The 15,043-nt window shown below is 68.9% G+C and carries 16 protein-coding genes; 8 read left to right on the top strand and 8 right to left on the bottom strand.

Translation table 11 applies throughout. The features are described from left to right. The first annotated feature begins 119 nt into the window (after positions 1-119). Genes ACI78Z_RS14965 through ACI78Z_RS14955 form a run of 3 tightly spaced genes read left to right on the top strand, consistent with a single transcriptional unit; the run spans position 120 to position 1,412 of the window. Entirely contained in the window at positions 120-539 is a 420-nt protein-coding gene (locus ACI78Z_RS14965; protein WP_457037327.1) for a hypothetical protein, read from the top strand. Then, entirely contained in the window at positions 529-969 is a 441-nt protein-coding gene (locus ACI78Z_RS14960) for a TIR domain-containing protein (RefSeq protein WP_457037326.1), read from the top strand. The genes ACI78Z_RS14965 and ACI78Z_RS14960 overlap by 11 nt, the downstream gene beginning before the upstream one ends. Next, positions 966-1,412 carry an HIT family protein gene (locus tag ACI78Z_RS14955; RefSeq protein ID WP_457037325.1) on the top strand — a complete coding sequence of 149 codons (447 nt, stop codon included), beginning with the start codon at positions 966-968 and terminating at the stop codon, positions 1,410-1,412. The genes ACI78Z_RS14960 and ACI78Z_RS14955 overlap by 4 nt, the downstream gene beginning before the upstream one ends. Before the next feature lie 2,087 nt (positions 1,413-3,499). On the opposite strand, the gene fdhA is transcribed toward ACI78Z_RS14955, so the two are convergent. The 4 genes from fdhA to ACI78Z_RS14935 all read right to left on the bottom strand — a co-directional run bounded on the left by fdhA (position 3,500) and on the right by ACI78Z_RS14935 (position 6,592). After that, a complete protein-coding gene (fdhA, locus tag ACI78Z_RS14950; RefSeq protein ID WP_457037324.1) occupies positions 3,500-5,263 on the bottom strand; it encodes a formaldehyde dehydrogenase, glutathione-independent in 1,764 nt (587 codons plus the stop codon). Between the two features lie 148 nt (positions 5,264-5,411). Further along, on the bottom strand, positions 5,412-5,663 hold the full coding sequence (locus tag ACI78Z_RS14945; RefSeq protein ID WP_457037323.1) for a helix-turn-helix domain-containing protein: 252 nt from the start codon (positions 5,661-5,663) through the stop codon (positions 5,412-5,414). Positions 5,664-5,857: 194 nt separating this feature from the next. After that, the gene (locus tag ACI78Z_RS14940; protein ID WP_457037322.1) at positions 5,858-6,250 is read right to left on the bottom strand and encodes a tyrosine-type recombinase/integrase; all 393 of its coding nucleotides are present in this window, start codon (positions 6,248-6,250) and stop codon (positions 5,858-5,860) included. Positions 6,251-6,397: 147 nt separating this feature from the next. Beyond that, positions 6,398-6,592 carry a helix-turn-helix domain-containing protein gene (locus tag ACI78Z_RS14935; protein WP_457037356.1) on the bottom strand — a complete coding sequence of 65 codons (195 nt, stop codon included), beginning with the start codon at positions 6,590-6,592 and terminating at the stop codon, positions 6,398-6,400. 17 nt (positions 6,593-6,609) lie between these two features. Between ACI78Z_RS14935 and ACI78Z_RS14930 the strand changes: the two genes are divergently transcribed. From ACI78Z_RS14930 to ACI78Z_RS14920, 3 genes are all read left to right on the top strand, one after another. Continuing rightward, complete coding sequence (locus ACI78Z_RS14930; RefSeq protein ID WP_457037321.1) at positions 6,610-6,879, top strand: hypothetical protein; 270 nt, start codon at positions 6,610-6,612, stop codon at positions 6,877-6,879. A gap of 472 nt (positions 6,880-7,351) precedes the next feature. Then, the gene (locus tag ACI78Z_RS14925; RefSeq protein ID WP_457037320.1) at positions 7,352-7,489 is read left to right on the top strand and encodes a hypothetical protein; all 138 of its coding nucleotides are present in this window, start codon (positions 7,352-7,354) and stop codon (positions 7,487-7,489) included. A 184-nt stretch (positions 7,490-7,673) separates the two neighbouring features. Then, complete coding sequence (locus ACI78Z_RS14920) at positions 7,674-8,840, top strand: oxygenase MpaB family protein (RefSeq protein ID WP_457037319.1); 1,167 nt, start codon at positions 7,674-7,676, stop codon at positions 8,838-8,840. Between the two features lie 447 nt (positions 8,841-9,287). Here ACI78Z_RS14920 and ACI78Z_RS14915 read toward each other — a convergent pair whose 3' ends face one another. Both ACI78Z_RS14915 and ACI78Z_RS14910 read right to left on the bottom strand, forming a co-directional pair. Continuing rightward, entirely contained in the window at positions 9,288-11,990 is a 2,703-nt protein-coding gene (locus tag ACI78Z_RS14915) for an adenylate/guanylate cyclase domain-containing protein (RefSeq protein ID WP_457037318.1), read from the bottom strand. 133 nt (positions 11,991-12,123) lie between these two features. After that, entirely contained in the window at positions 12,124-12,504 is a 381-nt protein-coding gene (locus ACI78Z_RS14910; RefSeq protein ID WP_457037317.1) for a hypothetical protein, read from the bottom strand. A 95-nt stretch (positions 12,505-12,599) separates the two neighbouring features. On the opposite strand from ACI78Z_RS14910, the gene ACI78Z_RS14905 reads away from it, so the two are divergent. Then, entirely contained in the window at positions 12,600-13,550 is a 951-nt protein-coding gene (locus ACI78Z_RS14905; RefSeq protein ID WP_457037316.1) for a bile acid:sodium symporter family protein, read from the top strand. Here ACI78Z_RS14905 and ACI78Z_RS14900 read toward each other — a convergent pair. Together ACI78Z_RS14900 and ACI78Z_RS14895 are read right to left on the bottom strand one after the other, a co-directional pair. Further along, complete coding sequence (locus tag ACI78Z_RS14900) at positions 13,543-13,890, bottom strand: hypothetical protein (RefSeq protein ID WP_457037315.1); 348 nt, start codon at positions 13,888-13,890, stop codon at positions 13,543-13,545. The two genes, ACI78Z_RS14905 and ACI78Z_RS14900, sit on opposite strands and share 8 nt — an antisense overlap. Positions 13,891-14,003: 113 nt before the next feature. Then, positions 14,004-14,297 (bottom strand): flagellar FlbD family protein, encoded by a 294-nt coding sequence (locus ACI78Z_RS14895; protein WP_457037314.1) that lies wholly within the window; start codon positions 14,295-14,297, stop codon positions 14,004-14,006. Between the two features lie 146 nt (positions 14,298-14,443). Between ACI78Z_RS14895 and ACI78Z_RS14890 the strand changes: the two genes are divergently transcribed. Beyond that, positions 14,444-14,977, top strand: a complete 534-nt coding sequence (locus tag ACI78Z_RS14890) for a class I SAM-dependent methyltransferase (protein WP_457037313.1) — start codon at positions 14,444-14,446, stop codon at positions 14,975-14,977. Positions 14,978-15,043: the final 66 nt, after the last annotated feature.

Raw genomic sequence — 15,043 nt, 5'->3', positions numbered from 1 at the left:
GACGGGCGCTCAATTGGGCGAACGAGGCGGTTGTCCCTATACGGTCGCGCACTTCCATGTCGGATAGGCCATTTCTATAATCAACCCAAGCGGGTATGATGGGGACAGGAGCAACTCTCGTGTCAATGGAGATCAAACTTAAACACCTAGATCACATCCAAGCCATTATTGGTAGGCTTGCTACCAATTCCTTTCTGTTCAAGGGCTGGGCGATCACGCTGGCTACCGCACTAGCCAGTTTTGCGGCAGTTCAGTCGAAAGTTGGCCTTGTGGTCATTGCGGCCGTCTCTACACTTCTTTTCTGGGGTCTGGACGGGTACTACCTCTGGCTCGAACGAGGCTTTCGCAAGCTCTACGAGACATCGGCGGCCTTGCACCCCAGTGCGGTCGACTTTTCAATGAAGATCGATCGGACACGGGCGGCGCGGACGTGGGCACGAAGCTGCGTCCGGTGGCACTTGGTCTCATTTTACGGCGCATTGCTGCTCATGGACCTAGTTGGCATCTACCTGCTGCGAGGGGCTACTGATGGCGCGTAGAGTCTTCTTCAGCTTCAAATACCAGGACGTCAAGCGGGCCATGGTTGTCCGCAACAGCTGGGTGACGCAGACCCGGCAAGCGGCCGGCTTCTATGACGCCGCAGAATTTGAGAAGGTGAAGCGGCAGGGCGACGCTGCCATCAAGGCATGGATTGACAACCAACTGAAGGGCACGTCGGTCACCGTTGTCCTGGTGGGCGCAAAGACCTGCTGGAGCCGCTGGGTGCGATACGAGATCGAGGCGAGTAAGGCTCGTGGCAACGGGCTGCTCGGTATTGACGTTAGCAAGATTGCTGGCCTCGACGGGCGGACTACGGACCGGTGCGGAAAGCTGCCGACCGGCTACCCATTCTACCTCTGGAACAATGACAACGGCTACCAGAACCTGGGCCGCTGGGTTGAGGCGGCAGCCAAGACGGCTGGCAAATGACGACGCAGGACGACGGCTGCGTCTTTTGCCGCATCGCTCGTGGTGAGGATGTCGCGACTGAGGTTGTGGCCGAGGCAGCTGACTGGCTGGCCTTCTTTCCGCTGAACCCGGCGACGCCGGGGCATACGCTTGTCGTCCCGCGGCAACACGTCAGCGACCTGTGGCAAGCTGAGCCACCGTTGGCTGAGACGCTGATGCGGGCTTGCATCGGCGTCGGTCAGGCGATTCAGGCGGCACTGGCGGTCGACGGCATGAACCTTATTACGTCGGCCGGGGCGACCGCCGAGCAGACTGTCTTTCACCTGCATCTTCATCTAGTGCCCCGCTGGCAGAACGACGGCTTTGGCCACATCTGGCCAACCGGTCATCGCTATGAGAACGCCGGCCTAGGCAACGTGGCTGACCGCATCGCTCAGACGTGGCAAGCGCGCCGGGATATGTGACAATGGCGGGGACAATGTCCTACAGCATGCATTACAGGCCCGTCAAACGGGCAGGCGTTGCAGGCGCAATATGGGCATCATGGAACGTGGCCGCAAACTGCCGGGTGATCGGCCTTTGCCAGTAACGGCTCGACTAGGTCGGTGGTCATGGAGTCCGGTCAAGCTGATGGTGAAGCAGGACGAGGGCGGCTGTGGTGATTACACCCATCCGCCAGACCAGAGGCTGACTCTACGGAGCGCCTCGAAGGACGTCCTCGAGGGGCAAGCAGATCGAAGCCCTCGCCGAGCATGTTGACGCAGATGACGATGCGGGGCGCCGTCAAACATTTACGCCAAGGCGGCGCGCTAAACGTTTCGGCGTGCGTCATGGGCCCGCCAGATGCTGCTGACTCGGGCCATTAGGACGTGGCTGTCGCCTTGAGCGAGGTCTTGGCGCAGCCGGGCCACGCTACGCTTGGCGACGGCGAGGTCGGTGTCATCGAAGTCAATGATCGCCGTGTAGGTGATGGGAGAAGTAGCCCGCCCACGGCACCCGTCAAGGATTTGGCGGGTGAGTTCCTAGTGGTCAGCCGCTTACTGCAGTAGGCATCAAGGGAGCGCCATTGTGTCGACGCCCCAGGTAATAAGGCGGCATCTGGCGGTGTGGAACCGACGTTGCCCAAAGTGGCCGGCCTTGAAGGCCGTGGCGAATGATAAGTCTGTCAACTGCAAAGTATTTAGCATCGCGTGTTCCGTTGTCAGCCGGTGGGCAGCGCGTCTCCGGTTCGCCAAGAGCTGATTCGACGCGAACGAAATGCACGAAGCGTTTGCATTCCTCCGGATTGTGTTTACAGGTGTGTCCCAGCCCTTTGACATGTACCAATCGTGTAAGGCGTAGCCGAGATATCTTGTATTCTCTACGCCGCGCGTGTTCAAGTAGCATCAGCGCAAGAAGACTATTTAGAGGATATCTATTCTCGAAGTGCAGGAGGGGGTGCGCAATCGAGACGCGGAGGGTGCGTGAAACCCCGTGCAGCAGTTTGTCTAAAGCCTGCGAGAAGCCTGCAACCTGATAAGCCTGCGCGATGGCATCCAACATCTCATCCTCTGCCTCTTTCGCCGCCGCGCACCACCCGGTGTCATCGCCCCACGCCCAGTGGCGCCATTCTTGCTCGCAGGCCAGACGCGAGCCCGCCGCAAGGCGCTTAGAGGCGTCTGGGGGGAGCTCGTTCACGACGTGGCGCGCACTCGGCAAGCCGGTTGCCACTCTGATGAAGTCCTGAAGCGCTCCGTCGCTTCCGCCGGAGACGAATATGAGCGGCGTTCCCTCGGGGTATGTTGCTCGGATCCTCGGCGGATTGCGTATGAGGGACTCGTAGTCATCTTCTTCCCAGAAGCCTTCAGACCTGAAGTGGCGATATACGGCTCCCGTCTCTTCGCCCCCGTGGCTCTCCAAACAGGTCCTTTCCCGGCCGGCTCCTCCTGCATATACGAGGAGTTTTGCACGGACGGACAATGGGCCTCCACCGCCACTGGGAATAAGCCATGCAACTCGGTTGGGATGCTTACCTTGAATTTCTACTCTCGTGTTCGTGACCAGTCGCACTGGTGAGGAATCCTTAGTTATCCCCTCCCTCCTTAATATGGATCGCCAATGCGTCGCCAGGCGGTCCGCGGTTTCCCGTGGGAAATCTAGCGGCATGGGAATGCCTGGCAAGATTTTGTCTGCCCAGTGGTCCTCTGGCCAGTCATACTGTGTAGGATCAATCAGTCGACTAGGAACCTTAGCCTGCATGGAGAAGGACTGTGCCTCCTTCTCGACAATCCATATGTTGACGCGGGGATTCTTGCTAGCCTCAATCCGCCTTGCTGCGCTAAGGGCAAACGTTACCCCAGCAGCCCCAGCGCCTATGACGACAACCGGCTCTTCGTCACCTTGGAGCCAACTAGCAGGGATGCGCTGCGCGAGCACGTATGCTCGCAGCATTTGATCTCTGAGACTGATTGGATCTGAAAGGCCTGAAACGGCAAAAAAGTGATCGTCAATCTCACAGGAGTGGAGAAACAGCTGGTTGTCCATCTTCTCTCCCCGGTGATGAGGCCTCCGCCTAGTCGAACCGATTCTCTGGTTCGTGCTGCAAGACCCACTCAGGAGCGCCCAGTTCACCCATGCGGCGCCCGTGTTCCTCCAAGGCTCGAATGCTTGCTTGGTCGGGAGGCGACTCATTTACCGTGACATTGAGCTCATCTTCTCGTATTGGAGGACGGAGTAGGTCTCGCAGCTTCTCCTTCCAGCCTTCCGAAGCAATGTAAGGGATGGCCCCGAGTTTCCAGTACGGGTAGGCGCCAAGCTGGTCTTTGCTGCCCACCACGGCCAGGAGGATTATGTCGCTTGAGACTTTTGGCAGGTGCTCTGCGAGCCAACTGTATGCCCGTTCGGGGCGCCATGTTTCGGTGTTTCGATGCTCGTTGCCGTCTGGGCGGGCTAGTTCAATGTAGTAGAAGCGGAGGCCGGTGTGATCGGGCCGATAGGGGCCCGGCGCATCTGGAGGGATACGGACAATCTCGAAGGTAGTCTCGTCCTGGGCAGTCAGCGTGTACTCACGTGTGGCCGGCGACCCGACACTGCGCTGACCCGCACGTGGGAAAGGTGGTGATTCAGGAATCAACCCATGCGGATCGATCATGTACGTCCTGGCCTCGCCCTGATCAAACTGGTGGTAGCTGGGTGGGGCTGCCTCGAGCGGGATGACCGTCGCGTTGAGTGCCCGAGCAATCTGCACGCGACCGCTGAGGATCGCCATCATCAGGCGGTGGTTGTACTTCATTACCGGGCACTGACCTGTGAAAATGGCGTGCGACTTGGCCCAGCTGAGCCCTATCCGGAGTGACAATGACCCGTGCCGGGCAGTTGCATCAACAGCGCTCGGGTCATCGGTCACATACAGGCCCGGGATCCCGAGGGCGCCGCCGGCCCGGGTAATGTCCATCAGGGAGTTGAGGACAGTCGCCGGCTGCTCGCGCAGGCCGCCCGCGCCGAGTCCGTGGGCCTCGAAGCCGACAGCGTCGATGCCACAGTCGACCTCGGGCAGTCCGAGGATCTGCTCGATTTGCTCCTTCGGGTCGCCCAAGGAGACGTCGACGACCTCGCAGCCGGATGCGTAGGCCTGTGCCAGCCGATCGGGATTGATGTCTCCTACGATGACTACTGCGGCGCCGAGCAGTTGTGCTGAGACGGCCGCCGCTATTCCCACTGGACCAGCGCCAGCGATGTAAACGGTCGAGCCGGTGGTGACCCCGGCAGTGACACAGCCGTGGTAGCCGGTGGGGAAGACATCCGGAAGCATTGCCAGGTCTCGGATCTTGTCCAGGGCCTGCTCACGGTCGGGAAACTTCAGGCAGTTCCAGTCCGCGTAGGGCACCATGGCGTACTCGGCCTGGCCGCCCGGCCAGCCGCCCATGTCGACGTAGCCGTAGGCCGAGCCGGGCCGGTCGGGGTTGACTCCCAGACAGACGGCGGTCTTGCCCTCCTTGCAATTGCGGCACCGGCCGCAGGCAACGTTAAAGGGCACGCTCACGATGTCCCCGACGTCGAGGAACTCGACGTCGGGGCCCTTCTCGACGATCTGCCCAGTGACCTCGTGGCCGAGCACCAGCCCCTCCGGGGCGGCGGTTCGCCCGCGCACCATATGCTGGTCGCTGCCGCAAATGTTGCTAAGAAGGGTCTTGAGAATTACGCCGTGTGGTGTCTTGCGTCCGACGTTGCGGGAGCTGACCCCGGGGCCGCCCTGTACTTCGAGCCTTGGGTAGTCCAGGTCGACGACTTCGACCTTGCCCGGACCCGCGAAGATCACAGCTCTGTTGCCGGCCATCCGGTGCTCCTACATGTAGGTACACGCGGCCACAGGAAGACTTCCAGTGTGAACCCGATGCCGCAAGGGGCAGGGTTACCATCGCCGGGATCGTCAGCTGCACCGCGTTTCAATCCCTCCGATGCTGCCGGGGTGGCGGAGTGTGCAGTCAGGCTCCTGGCTGCGAGTGCGGTCGCCGATGCTGGTCCCGTCGCGGCATGCCGGCCCGCTCCAGCGCTCGCAGAATGACGCTGTGGTGCCGACCGAACCGCTCGCCGATGCGGGCCAGTGACCAGCCCTGGCCGTACAGCCGGAGAGCCTCCTGAACCTCAAACGGCGGCAGGCCTTGCCGTCGCCTCGTTACCCCGTGGATGTCAAGCAGTCGCAGGACAGCGCCTTTGCCGAGGCCGTAGGTCCGCATCAGTTGCGTGGTCGGGAAGCCGGCCTGGTAGTGGGCGAGGAGCTCGGCAACCCGCTCGGGGCCGAGACGGTCTTCCGCCGTGTGTCGTCGGCGCGGGGGAGTGGCCTTCGTTCGTGACGGTTCACCAGCGGGCAGTGACCGCCAACTGCCCAGGAGGCGCTGGAAGCGGACCGACGGACTTGATAGCTGACCCTCTAGGTCCACCCCGATGACTCAGGCCGTTCTCCGAATCGGAGAGCGGCCTGAGTCATCTTCGCTGCCAACGTGGTGGCCACTGGCGCGGATGCGGTGCCAGGCCGGTCCCACAGCGCACGTCCCATGCGGTCTGCCGCGTCGCCGCCGAGGGCGGGCATCACGTGGCTGTAGGTGTCCGTCGTCGTGCGCATCCGTGCGGGGCCCAGGACCTCCATGACGACCCCGGGGTGCACGCCCTCCGAGAGCAACAGCGTGGCCGCCGTGTGCCGCCCGTCGTGCAGCCGGACCCCACGCACGTCCGCTTCGCGCAGGAGGGCCTTCCACGAGCGCCAGTCCGACGTGCGCTCGATCGGCCGTTGGGCCGAGCGAAGACCAGGTCGTGGTCCTGCCACAACGAGCCGGCGGCGATGCGCTCCTCGAGTTGGGTTGCCCGTGAGCTCGGAGCGCCTCGACGAGTCGGGCGGGCAGGGCCACGGTCCGGCGGCTGCGGTCCGCCTTCGGCTCCTCGTAGACGATGCGATCTCCAGTGATGTGGTGGGTCAGCGAGCGCGATGACGCTCCAGGTCGCGCACCGCCAGGGCGGCGAGCGCGGCCGGCCGTCCGGCGGGGTCGGCGGGGTCGATTCCGCACGCCCGTGCGATCCGGCCCAGCCGGTAGTCGACCGTGTTCGGGTGCACGTGCAGCGCTTCGGCGGTACGTCGGCGATCGTGTCCGGAGGCGAGGAGGGCGCGCAGCGTGGCCTCCCAGTCGGGTGCTCGTCCAGCACGCGCATGCGCTCGACCAGCAGATCCCGCGCTGGACCGGGGCGCGTGAGCTGGTAGGGGACCACCCCGTCGTCCAGGAACCAGGCGCCCGGTGGCCGGCCGGTCGCGACGACCAGCTCGAGGACGTCCTCGGCCTGCGTGACCGCCGCCGGGACTCCGTCGGACGTCGTCACGACCGCACCAGCGTGCACCGGAACGCCGACGGCGTCAGCCAGCCGCCCGGCGAGCGCCCGGACCTCGTCCACCTCACCCGGTGACGGGTGCGCCGGCAGCGGCACCACCGCGGTACCGAACGGGTCGCCCAACAGGGCCAGCGCATGGCCCTCGGCGGGTTCGTCGGGAACGCGGCGTATCGCGTTGGCGCGCCGGACCATCGGTACCGCCGGGGCGCGGCCGTCGAGGGGCTCCGCTGGTGTGCCCCCCAGTTGCATGCTGAGCACCAGGTGGCGGGGGGCCAGTGGGATGCCGGCGCGCGCCGCGACGTTGCCAGGGTCGCTGCCGGTGAACAGCGCCGAGTAGACGGCGAAGCGGGCGTCGCGCTTCTCACCGCTGATCCCTGCGGCCTCGTGGTGGATGCCCCGGACGACGAGCGTGTAGACGATGCGGACGTACCGGAAGTGCACGTCGGTCAGCTCGAGGAGCCAGGGGAGTTCCTCGGGTCTGACCGAGCGGGCGAGCAGCTGCCAGGTCGCGGCCATCGCCCCGAGGTAGTCCTGCAGCAGCGACTCGATGGGCGCCCCCTCGGCCGTTCTGTTCGCCGCGGCCACGACGAGGTCGGGCGCCGTCGTCTCGGACCGTCTCTACGCCGCCGATGTCGGACTGCGCCGGCTGCACGTCGCCGTCTTCGCCCCGTCGCCCACGCGGTGACCGTGGCACCCGTGCCCGGTCCCGAGGTGGTCGCGACAACGACATGCTTGCGCGCCAGCGAGGCAGGGGCCCTGGCGGGTTCGCGGGGTCCTTGTCTGCGGGCCTCATGGGTAGCACGGTTGGGACGTCGCCGTCCGGCGCACCGCGCCAGCAGGTCACCGAGGTGGCCGCTCGGGAGGCCTTGATGCCGATCACTGGGGATGCGCTGGCCGCTCAGTACCCACGGCGGCTCATCGCACTGTCCCCGGCGCGGAGACGGTTCGGGTCCGCCGCCGACGTGATCGGCACGATGCTCCGGGTCGGGGATCCTCTCGCCGACGCGGCGGTCGCCGACCTGGCCGGCCACCGGGTGCCGCCGGCCGCTGTCACCGCCTTGCTCGAGGGTCGGTCGACGTCGGTGGCGGTCCCGGACTCACTGGCCGCACTGGCGGCCGAGCTCGAGCGCCTGCCCTCCTGGGTGCGACCGGAGCGGCTCCAGCGGGGCAGCGCTGCCTACCTGGGCATCGGGACCGTCTGGATGCAGCTGCTCCTCGGGCCGGGCTCGCTGGTCAACACCTACCGCTCGCCGGGGTTGGCCCGCGTCCTGACCTCGACCGGGCGGCTGGTGACCCGCGCGCCTCGGCGCATCCAGGAGACCGGGGCCTGGTTGGGCAGTGCCGTGCAGCCGGGCGCCCTGAGGGTGGGCGCGCCGGGGTACGTGGCCACCGCGCAGGTGCGGCTGTTCCACGCCCGCATGCGCGCTGAGCTCCTGCGGCGGGGGTGGGACGTCGAGCAGTGGGGGGTGCCGATCAATCAGGCCGACCTCGCCCGCACCCTGCTCGACTTCACCTACGTCCCGATCCGGGCGATGGGCCGGCTGGGGGTCGGCCTGCGTCCTCACGAGCGGGACGACGTCCACCATCTGTTCCGCTACATCGCCCACCTGCTCGGGATCGATCCCGCGTTGCAGGTGGACGACCACGCGGGGGCGACGAACCTGGCGGCGCTGCTGGAGATGGTCACGCCGCCGCCGGACGAGGGGTCCCGAGCGTTGGTGGATGCGCTGCTGGAGGCCTACGCCCAGCTGTTGACGCCGGTGCTCCGCACCCCGGAGGGGATGACCCGTGAGCTGGTCCTGGCACTCGCGCAGATCTTCCACGGCGCGCCGGTGTGCCGGAGGTTGGGTATGGCGGCGCCGGCGTGGTGGGCGGTTGCCGCGGTGCGCGCCCTCGGGATCGCGAACTCCCTCGCCCGGCTCGCGCACCGGGCGGTGCCCGCAGCCGGACGCCGGCAGGTTCGCCGCGCGCACTCGGCGATCCGGCAGCAGGCCGGCATGCTCACCGGTCCGACCGCCTACCAGCAGTTGCCGTGAGGCAGGGGACGTCATCCGGGTCGTGAACGCGAACAGGCTCCGGAGGTCGCCGGCACCCAACGCTCGCGATGAGCGGCGCGCCGGTCCCAGGTCCAACCGGCATGACGTACCGGACAGTCACCTCGGCGGACGGCGCCCTCATCGCTCAGGAGCCCTTCGGTCGAGCGCTGGCTGCAGCAGCGGGCCGAGGATCGGGTCACGAGGCCTCTGCCTGGTGCCACGATGGTGGCTGATCTGCGGCGTTCACCGTCGTCCGGAGGTGTTCGCTCAGCACGGGAGTACGGCTTGACCTGCGCAGATGAGGGACAGCGGATCCCTGCGGACTCCACCAGCCGCCCTGGCAGCGTGGGGGTCAGGGGGTCGAGTCCCCTCAGCTCCACCCCGCTGACCAAGGCCGTTCTCCCTCCGAGAGCGGCCTTGGTCGTTCCTGTTGCGCCTGGTCCCGCTTCACCTGCGAGCCGTACGGCCTCCGTCGACGGCGACCTCGACGCCGGATCCAGGCTCAGGAGCGGCCGGTGCGGACCGGATGACGTCGTCGAGTGTCCGGTCCAGGGCATCGAGGACGGTCCACGCCCGGCCCTCGGCCGCGGCGGCCTCGTACGCCTCGTCTCCCAGTGCGCTGCGGGCCCGCGTGAGGAGGTCCTCCAGCAGGGGAGTGAAGGCGGCGGACGCGGGATGTCCCACACCTTCCCGCACGGCGTGCGCCGCGGCCAGCGCCCGCGCCGCCACCTCGGGCAGCCCTGCGGACAGTGACATGGCTGCCAGGCCGTCCAGCGAGTAGGCCATCCCGCTGGGCTGACCCCCGCGACGGTTGATCCGGGCTCCGTCGACCACCGATGCCCGGGCCGCCTCTGCGTCACCGGCCATGAGCAGTGTGAGACCTCGCAGGCTCAGCGCCCGCCCGCGGATGGCGTCATCGCCGATCTGCTCGGCCAGCCCGACCGCGGTCGCATAGCAGGTTCCGGCGGTCGTCACCTCGCCGCGGTAGAGGGCGACGTTCCCCGCGGTCACCTCCATGTAGGCCTGCCCCAGCCGGTTCTCCACCGCCGACATCCGGGCGATGGCCTCCGCCACCACGGGCCCGGCCGTGCGGGGGTCCTCGGAGACCGCGAGGAAGGCGTCCGTCGTCGCCGCCAGGGCGTGGTCGAAGCGGTGATCCGGGTCGTCGGGCAGCAGCCGCCGGCCCGCACCGATCATCGACCGGGCCAGCGCGAAGTCGCCGAAGACCGTCGCGGCCAGCGCCCGGACGGTCAGCAGCCGCCCGCGCACCGCCGGTTCTGCGGAGGCGGCGCGTGACAGGGCCTGGTCCAGCCAGACCACGGCCTCGGCCTCGGCGTCGCGCTGGACGAGGTAGATGAAGGCGTTGCGGACGAGCAGGGCCACGGTCGCCGTGTCCCCGGCGTCCAGCGTCCGCTGCACCGCGGCACGGAGATCGGGCCGGTCGCGATCCAGGCGCTCCACGCCCTGCCGGTGCTCCTGCCCGCCCCGGGCGGAGAGCAGGGTCGCGGTCATCGCGCACATCCACTGCGTGTGGCGGCGCTCGACGTCCACCCGGTCGGAGGCGCCAGCCAGGAGCTCTCGCGCGTAGACCCGCACCGTCTCCAGCATGGAGAAGCGCGGCTCGCGTGGACCCTCGTCCGAGGCCACCACGAGGCTGGCGTCGACGAGGGCGGCGAGGGTGTCCAGCACCGCCGGCTCCTCCGCCCGGCCGCACACGGTCTCCGCGGCCTCCAGGCTCCAGCCGCCGGCGAACACGGCCAACCGAGCGAACAGCGCCTGTTCGTGCGGCTCGAGCAGGCCGTAGCTCCAGTCCATGGTGGCCCGGAGTGTGCGTTGCCGTTCCGGCAGGTCCACCGGTCCACCGCTGATGAGGTCCAGCCGCTCGAACAGGCGGGCCAGCAGGGTCTGGGGTGGCAGCAGCCGGATCCTGGCCGCGGCCAGCTCGACCGCCAACGGCAGCCCATCGAGGCGGCGGCAGATCTCGGCGACCACGTCCTCGTAGTCGGGGCCGAGCCTGAAGCCCGGGCGCATCGCCGTCGCCCGCTCGATGAAGAGCCGGACGGCTGCGGGCTCGGTCAGCGGCCTGACCGGATGGTGTCGTTCCGACCGGAGCCGCAGCAGCTGACGGCTGGTCACCAGGGCCACCACCGCCGGCACCCGGTCGAGCAGGTCGGCCAGGTCGCCTGCCGCGTCGACGACCTGCTCGACGTTGTCCAGCACCAGCAGCGTGCGCTGGTCCCCGACCGTGGTCCGCACCCCGTCGACGAGGCTGGCCCCGGCCTCGCGCCGGACGCCGACCGCATCGGCCACGGCGCCCATCACCAGGGCCGGGTCGACGATCGAGGCCAGCGGTACGAACACCGCGCCACCGGGGAACTCGCCGACGGCGGCGCCCGCCGCCTTGAGGGCCAGCCTGGTCTTCCCGATGCCACCCGGGCCGGTCAGGGTGATCAGCCGGGTGCGCTCGTCGGCCAGGAGCCGGACGAGCGACGCGACGTCCTCCTCCCGGCCCACGATCGAGGTCGCCGGGGTCGGCAGCCGGGAACCCCGGACGAGCGTCCTCGGCGGCGGGAAGTCCGTGCGCAGCCCCGCGACGTCGAGCCGGAACAGCCGTAGCGGGTGCGGGAAGTCCTTGAGCCGGTGCTCACCCAGGTCGTGCAGCGCGACCCCGGGCACCGCGCCGTCCCCGACCGACCCCGCCGTCGTCTCCGACACGAGCACCTGGCCGCCATGTGCCGCGGCCGAGATGCGGGCCGCCCGGTGGACGGCGAGACCGATGTACCCCGCTGCGGCCGTCACCGCCTCACCGGTGTCCAGACCCATCCGGACCAGCACCCGGCGCCCCTCCGGCCAGGGATGCGAGGTCAACGACCGCTGTGCGTCCGCGGCGGCGGCCACCGCGTCCACCGCACTCGGGAACACCACGAAGAAGGAGTCACCCTGGGTGTCGACCTCCCGGCCACCGTGGGCGGCGATGACTGCGCGGATCAGTCGACGATGGTCCTCCAGGAGTGCGGCGTAGTCGTCCCCGGCCTCCTGCAGCAGTCGGGTGGAGCCCTCGATGTCGCTGAACAGGAACGTGACCGGGCCCGTGGGGACCGGGCCGTCCCCCATCCCGGCGGCCTCGGCGGTGCTGCGCGGTTGGGGCACAACGTGCTCCTGGAGGTGATCCTGCTCCGGAGGATAGGAACCCGGCCGGGTGCCTGACCAGAGGCGATGCGCAGGGGTCCCGCCGTGCGGCGTGCCTCCAGTGAGGGGAGGGCGCCGTGGGTCGTCCCCGGGCTCAGGAGGCGTCGAACAGTGTGACCCGGTCCGGCCGGGCGGTGAACGGGTTGGCCCACTCCGAGGGCGTGCCGGTGATCGGCTGGGCGTCGGTCACGACGACGAACGGCTCGCCCGGGTAGACGGCGAGCACCCGCGTGGTCGAGCTGAGCGTCTCGGTGCGCTCGATCAGCTCGCCGCGGCGCAGCTGCTGCGTCGTCCGCTGCCCGCGCAGCTCCTCCCCGACCTCGGCGACCCACTCGGCGCCGTCCTGCGTGAAGGCGATCGACCGGACGCGCTGACCCGGGGGAGCGGGCTCGCACCCGGCGAACTCGGCGAGGGCCTCGTAGAGCCGCTCCGCCTGCTCGTCGTCGCTCGCCCGGGGGAGGAAGAAGGCCGTCATGCCCCGATCCTCTCCGCCGGCACCGACGGTTCCGGGTGGTGGTCGCCGTACCAGTACCGAGGCTGTTCCCGGCCGGTCTGTGACAGTGGGCGCCCGTGGACAGCATCGCGGCTCTGAGCACGTTCGTCGGGCGCTGGTTCGCCCTCATCGTCGTCGTGGCCGGCGGCATCGCCCTGGCGGTCCCCGACACGTTCGCCGGGAGCGGGGCGCCTGTCCCGTACCTCCTCATGGTGGTCATGCTCGGGATGGGCATGACCCTGCGCGGGTCGGACTTCGCCATCGTGGCGCGGCGGCCGTGGGGCCTCCTGCTCGGCGTCGCGGCGCAGTACCTGGTCATGCCGGGCGGGGCCTGGCTGCTGACCCAGGCGCTCAGCCTGCCTGCCGCGGTCGCCGCCGGCGTCATCCTCGTCGGCGCGGCTCCGGGCGGGACGGCGTCCAACGTCATGGTCTACCTGGCCAAGGGCGACACGGCCCTGTCGGTGGCGATGACCTCGGTGTCGACGCTGCTCGCACCGGTGCTCACCCCGCTGCTGGTCCTGTGGCTGGCGGGGGAGTACCTGCTCGTCGACGCCGGGGGGCTGTTCACCTCGATCGTGCAGATCGTCCTCGTGCCGGTGCTGCTCGGGCTCGTCCTGCGGCTCGTCGCCCCCCGGCTGGTGGAGCGGGTGCTCCCGGCGCTGCCGCTGGTCTCGGTCGTCGGCATCACCGCGGTCGTGGTGATCGTCGTCGCCGGGAGCGCGGACACGATCACCTCGGTGGGCGCCGTCGTCGTCCTGGCGGTGGTGCTGCACAACGGCCTCGGCCTGGCGCTCGGCTACGGCATCGCGCGGGTCTGCGGGATGGACGTCTCGGCCCGGCGCGCCATCAGCATCGAGGTCGGCATGCAGAACTCCGGGCTGGCCGCCGGTCTGGCCACGGTGCACTTCAGCCCGGCCGCCGCGCTGCCGGCGGCCGTCTTCTCCGTGTGGCACAACGTGTCGGGGTCCCTGCTGGCCGGCTGGTGGGCGCGCAAGGACCCCGCCGACCGCCTGACCCCGGTCAGCTGACCTGCGCGCGCCGATGCTCGGTGCGGTGCGTCCGGTTGTGCACCCACAGCACCAGGCAGCGCAGGGCCGCGTACCCCTCGGGGGAGGCGTAGCCCTGCTCGAAGCGGGCGGCCTCGATCAGTTCGTCGCTGTCCACGGAGCCGCCCGCGGCGAAGCGGTCGAGCACCTCGCCGGACAGCGACGTGCTGCGGAACAGCCGCGCGATGCCGAGGGCCACCGAGTCGGACACGGTCAGGCTGTACGGAGGGTGCGCCATGGCCGCCCGGCGGTCGAGCAGCTGGGCCACCTCGCTGTAGACCTGCGGGTCGCTGGCGGGCACCCCGCGAGCGGCGATCTTCACGGCGTCTCCTCGTTGGATCGGGTCCTGTCGATGAGGAGATCGGCCGTACGTGTCGGGGTGTCCAGCTCGACCGAGAGCGGGTCCTCCCTTCGAGGGGGGAACGGCCGGTGCGGTCAGGACAGCCGGACGGGCACCACCGGGCCGGGGGCGTGCGCCTGCGGCGGGACGTCGGGACCGCCCAGGCGCAGCGGATCGGGCTCCTCTCCTCGGTCGAGCACGTAGCAGGCCGCGATCACGCCGGCACGGTCCTCGACGATGCGGCCGATGACCTGGTCGACGGTCTCCCGGACGCAGTAGGAGCTGCCGTCGGTGGTGATGACGACGGTGTCGTACCCGCCCTCGACCCGCTCGATGTGGTCCGGGTCCAGGCGGCAGAGCTCACCGGTGCGACGGGTCAGACCGATCATGGCGGTCCTCCTGCTGGGCGGGGCATCGGGCCCCGAGGGCTCCCTCGGGCGCGAGGTACCGGGTCTTTCGGCACCAGTCGGTCCGCGGTTGAGCCCGGAGGCGGGCCACCCGCCCCGTCGGGGTGAGGAGCCCTACGGTCGCCGGCGTGGCTGCCTCCGCGCGACAGACCTGGGCTGCCGGCGTGGTCGCGGTCCGGCCGGGGGACCGGGTGCTCGAGGTGGGCTGCGGTCACGGGGTCCTCGTGGCCCTGCTGGCCGAGCGGGCGAGCGAGGTGCTCGGCGTCGACCGCTCGCCGGCGATGGTCGCGGCGGCCGGCCGCCGCAACCGCGCCGCGGTCGAGGCGGGCCGGGTGCGGCTGCATGCGGCCGCGCTGTCCGATGCCGACCTCGGCGTCCAGTCCTTCGACGTCGTCGTCTGCTTCGACGTGCGGGCCTTCTGGGCCCCGACCCAGGCCGCGACGTGGGACGTCGTCTCCCGGGTCCTCGCACCCACCGGCCGCGTGGTCGTGGCCTTCTCGGTCATGGCGCCGGAGTCGGAGGACGACGTCGTCGCGACGGTGACCCGGCTGGCCGGTGCGCGCGGCCTGGCCGTCTGCGCGGTGCACCGGCGCAGCGCGCCGCCCATCGGGTCGACCGCCGTCGACCTGCGTCGCGCCGCCGTGCCTCCTCCGTCCGGGTGAGGCCGACGGGCCGCGCTCAAGGCGACCGAGGGCACCGCCGATCACCCGGTCAGGTGACGCGCGGCC

Source organism: Geodermatophilus sp. SYSU D01176, assembly GCF_054050015.1.
The sequence above is the reverse complement of the archived record's forward strand: the minus strand, read 5'-3'. Positions and strand labels throughout refer to the sequence as shown.

Bases quoted from the DNA above. Each gene is read 5' to 3' on its own strand.
- ACI78Z_RS14960 (WP_457037326.1), top strand. From the start codon at position 529: ATGGCGCGTAGAGTCTTCTTCAGCTTCAAATACCAGGACGTCAAGCGG.
- ACI78Z_RS14955 (WP_457037325.1), top strand. From the start codon at position 966: ATGACGACGCAGGACGACGGCTGCGTCTTTTGCCGCATCGCTCGTGGT.
- fdhA (WP_457037324.1), bottom strand. From the start codon at position 5,263: ATGGCCGGCAACAGAGCTGTGATCTTCGCGGGTCCGGGCAAGGTCGAA.
- ACI78Z_RS14945 (WP_457037323.1), bottom strand. From the start codon at position 5,663: ATGCGGACCTACGGCCTCGGCAAAGGCGCTGTCCTGCGACTGCTTGAC.
- ACI78Z_RS14925 (WP_457037320.1), top strand. From the start codon at position 7,352: ATGGGCGCCCCCTCGGCCGTTCTGTTCGCCGCGGCCACGACGAGGTCG.
- ACI78Z_RS14920 (WP_457037319.1), top strand. From the start codon at position 7,674: ATGCCGATCACTGGGGATGCGCTGGCCGCTCAGTACCCACGGCGGCTC.
- ACI78Z_RS14910 (WP_457037317.1), bottom strand. From the start codon at position 12,504: ATGACGGCCTTCTTCCTCCCCCGGGCGAGCGACGACGAGCAGGCGGAG.
- ACI78Z_RS14895 (WP_457037314.1), bottom strand. From the start codon at position 14,297: ATGATCGGTCTGACCCGTCGCACCGGTGAGCTCTGCCGCCTGGACCCG.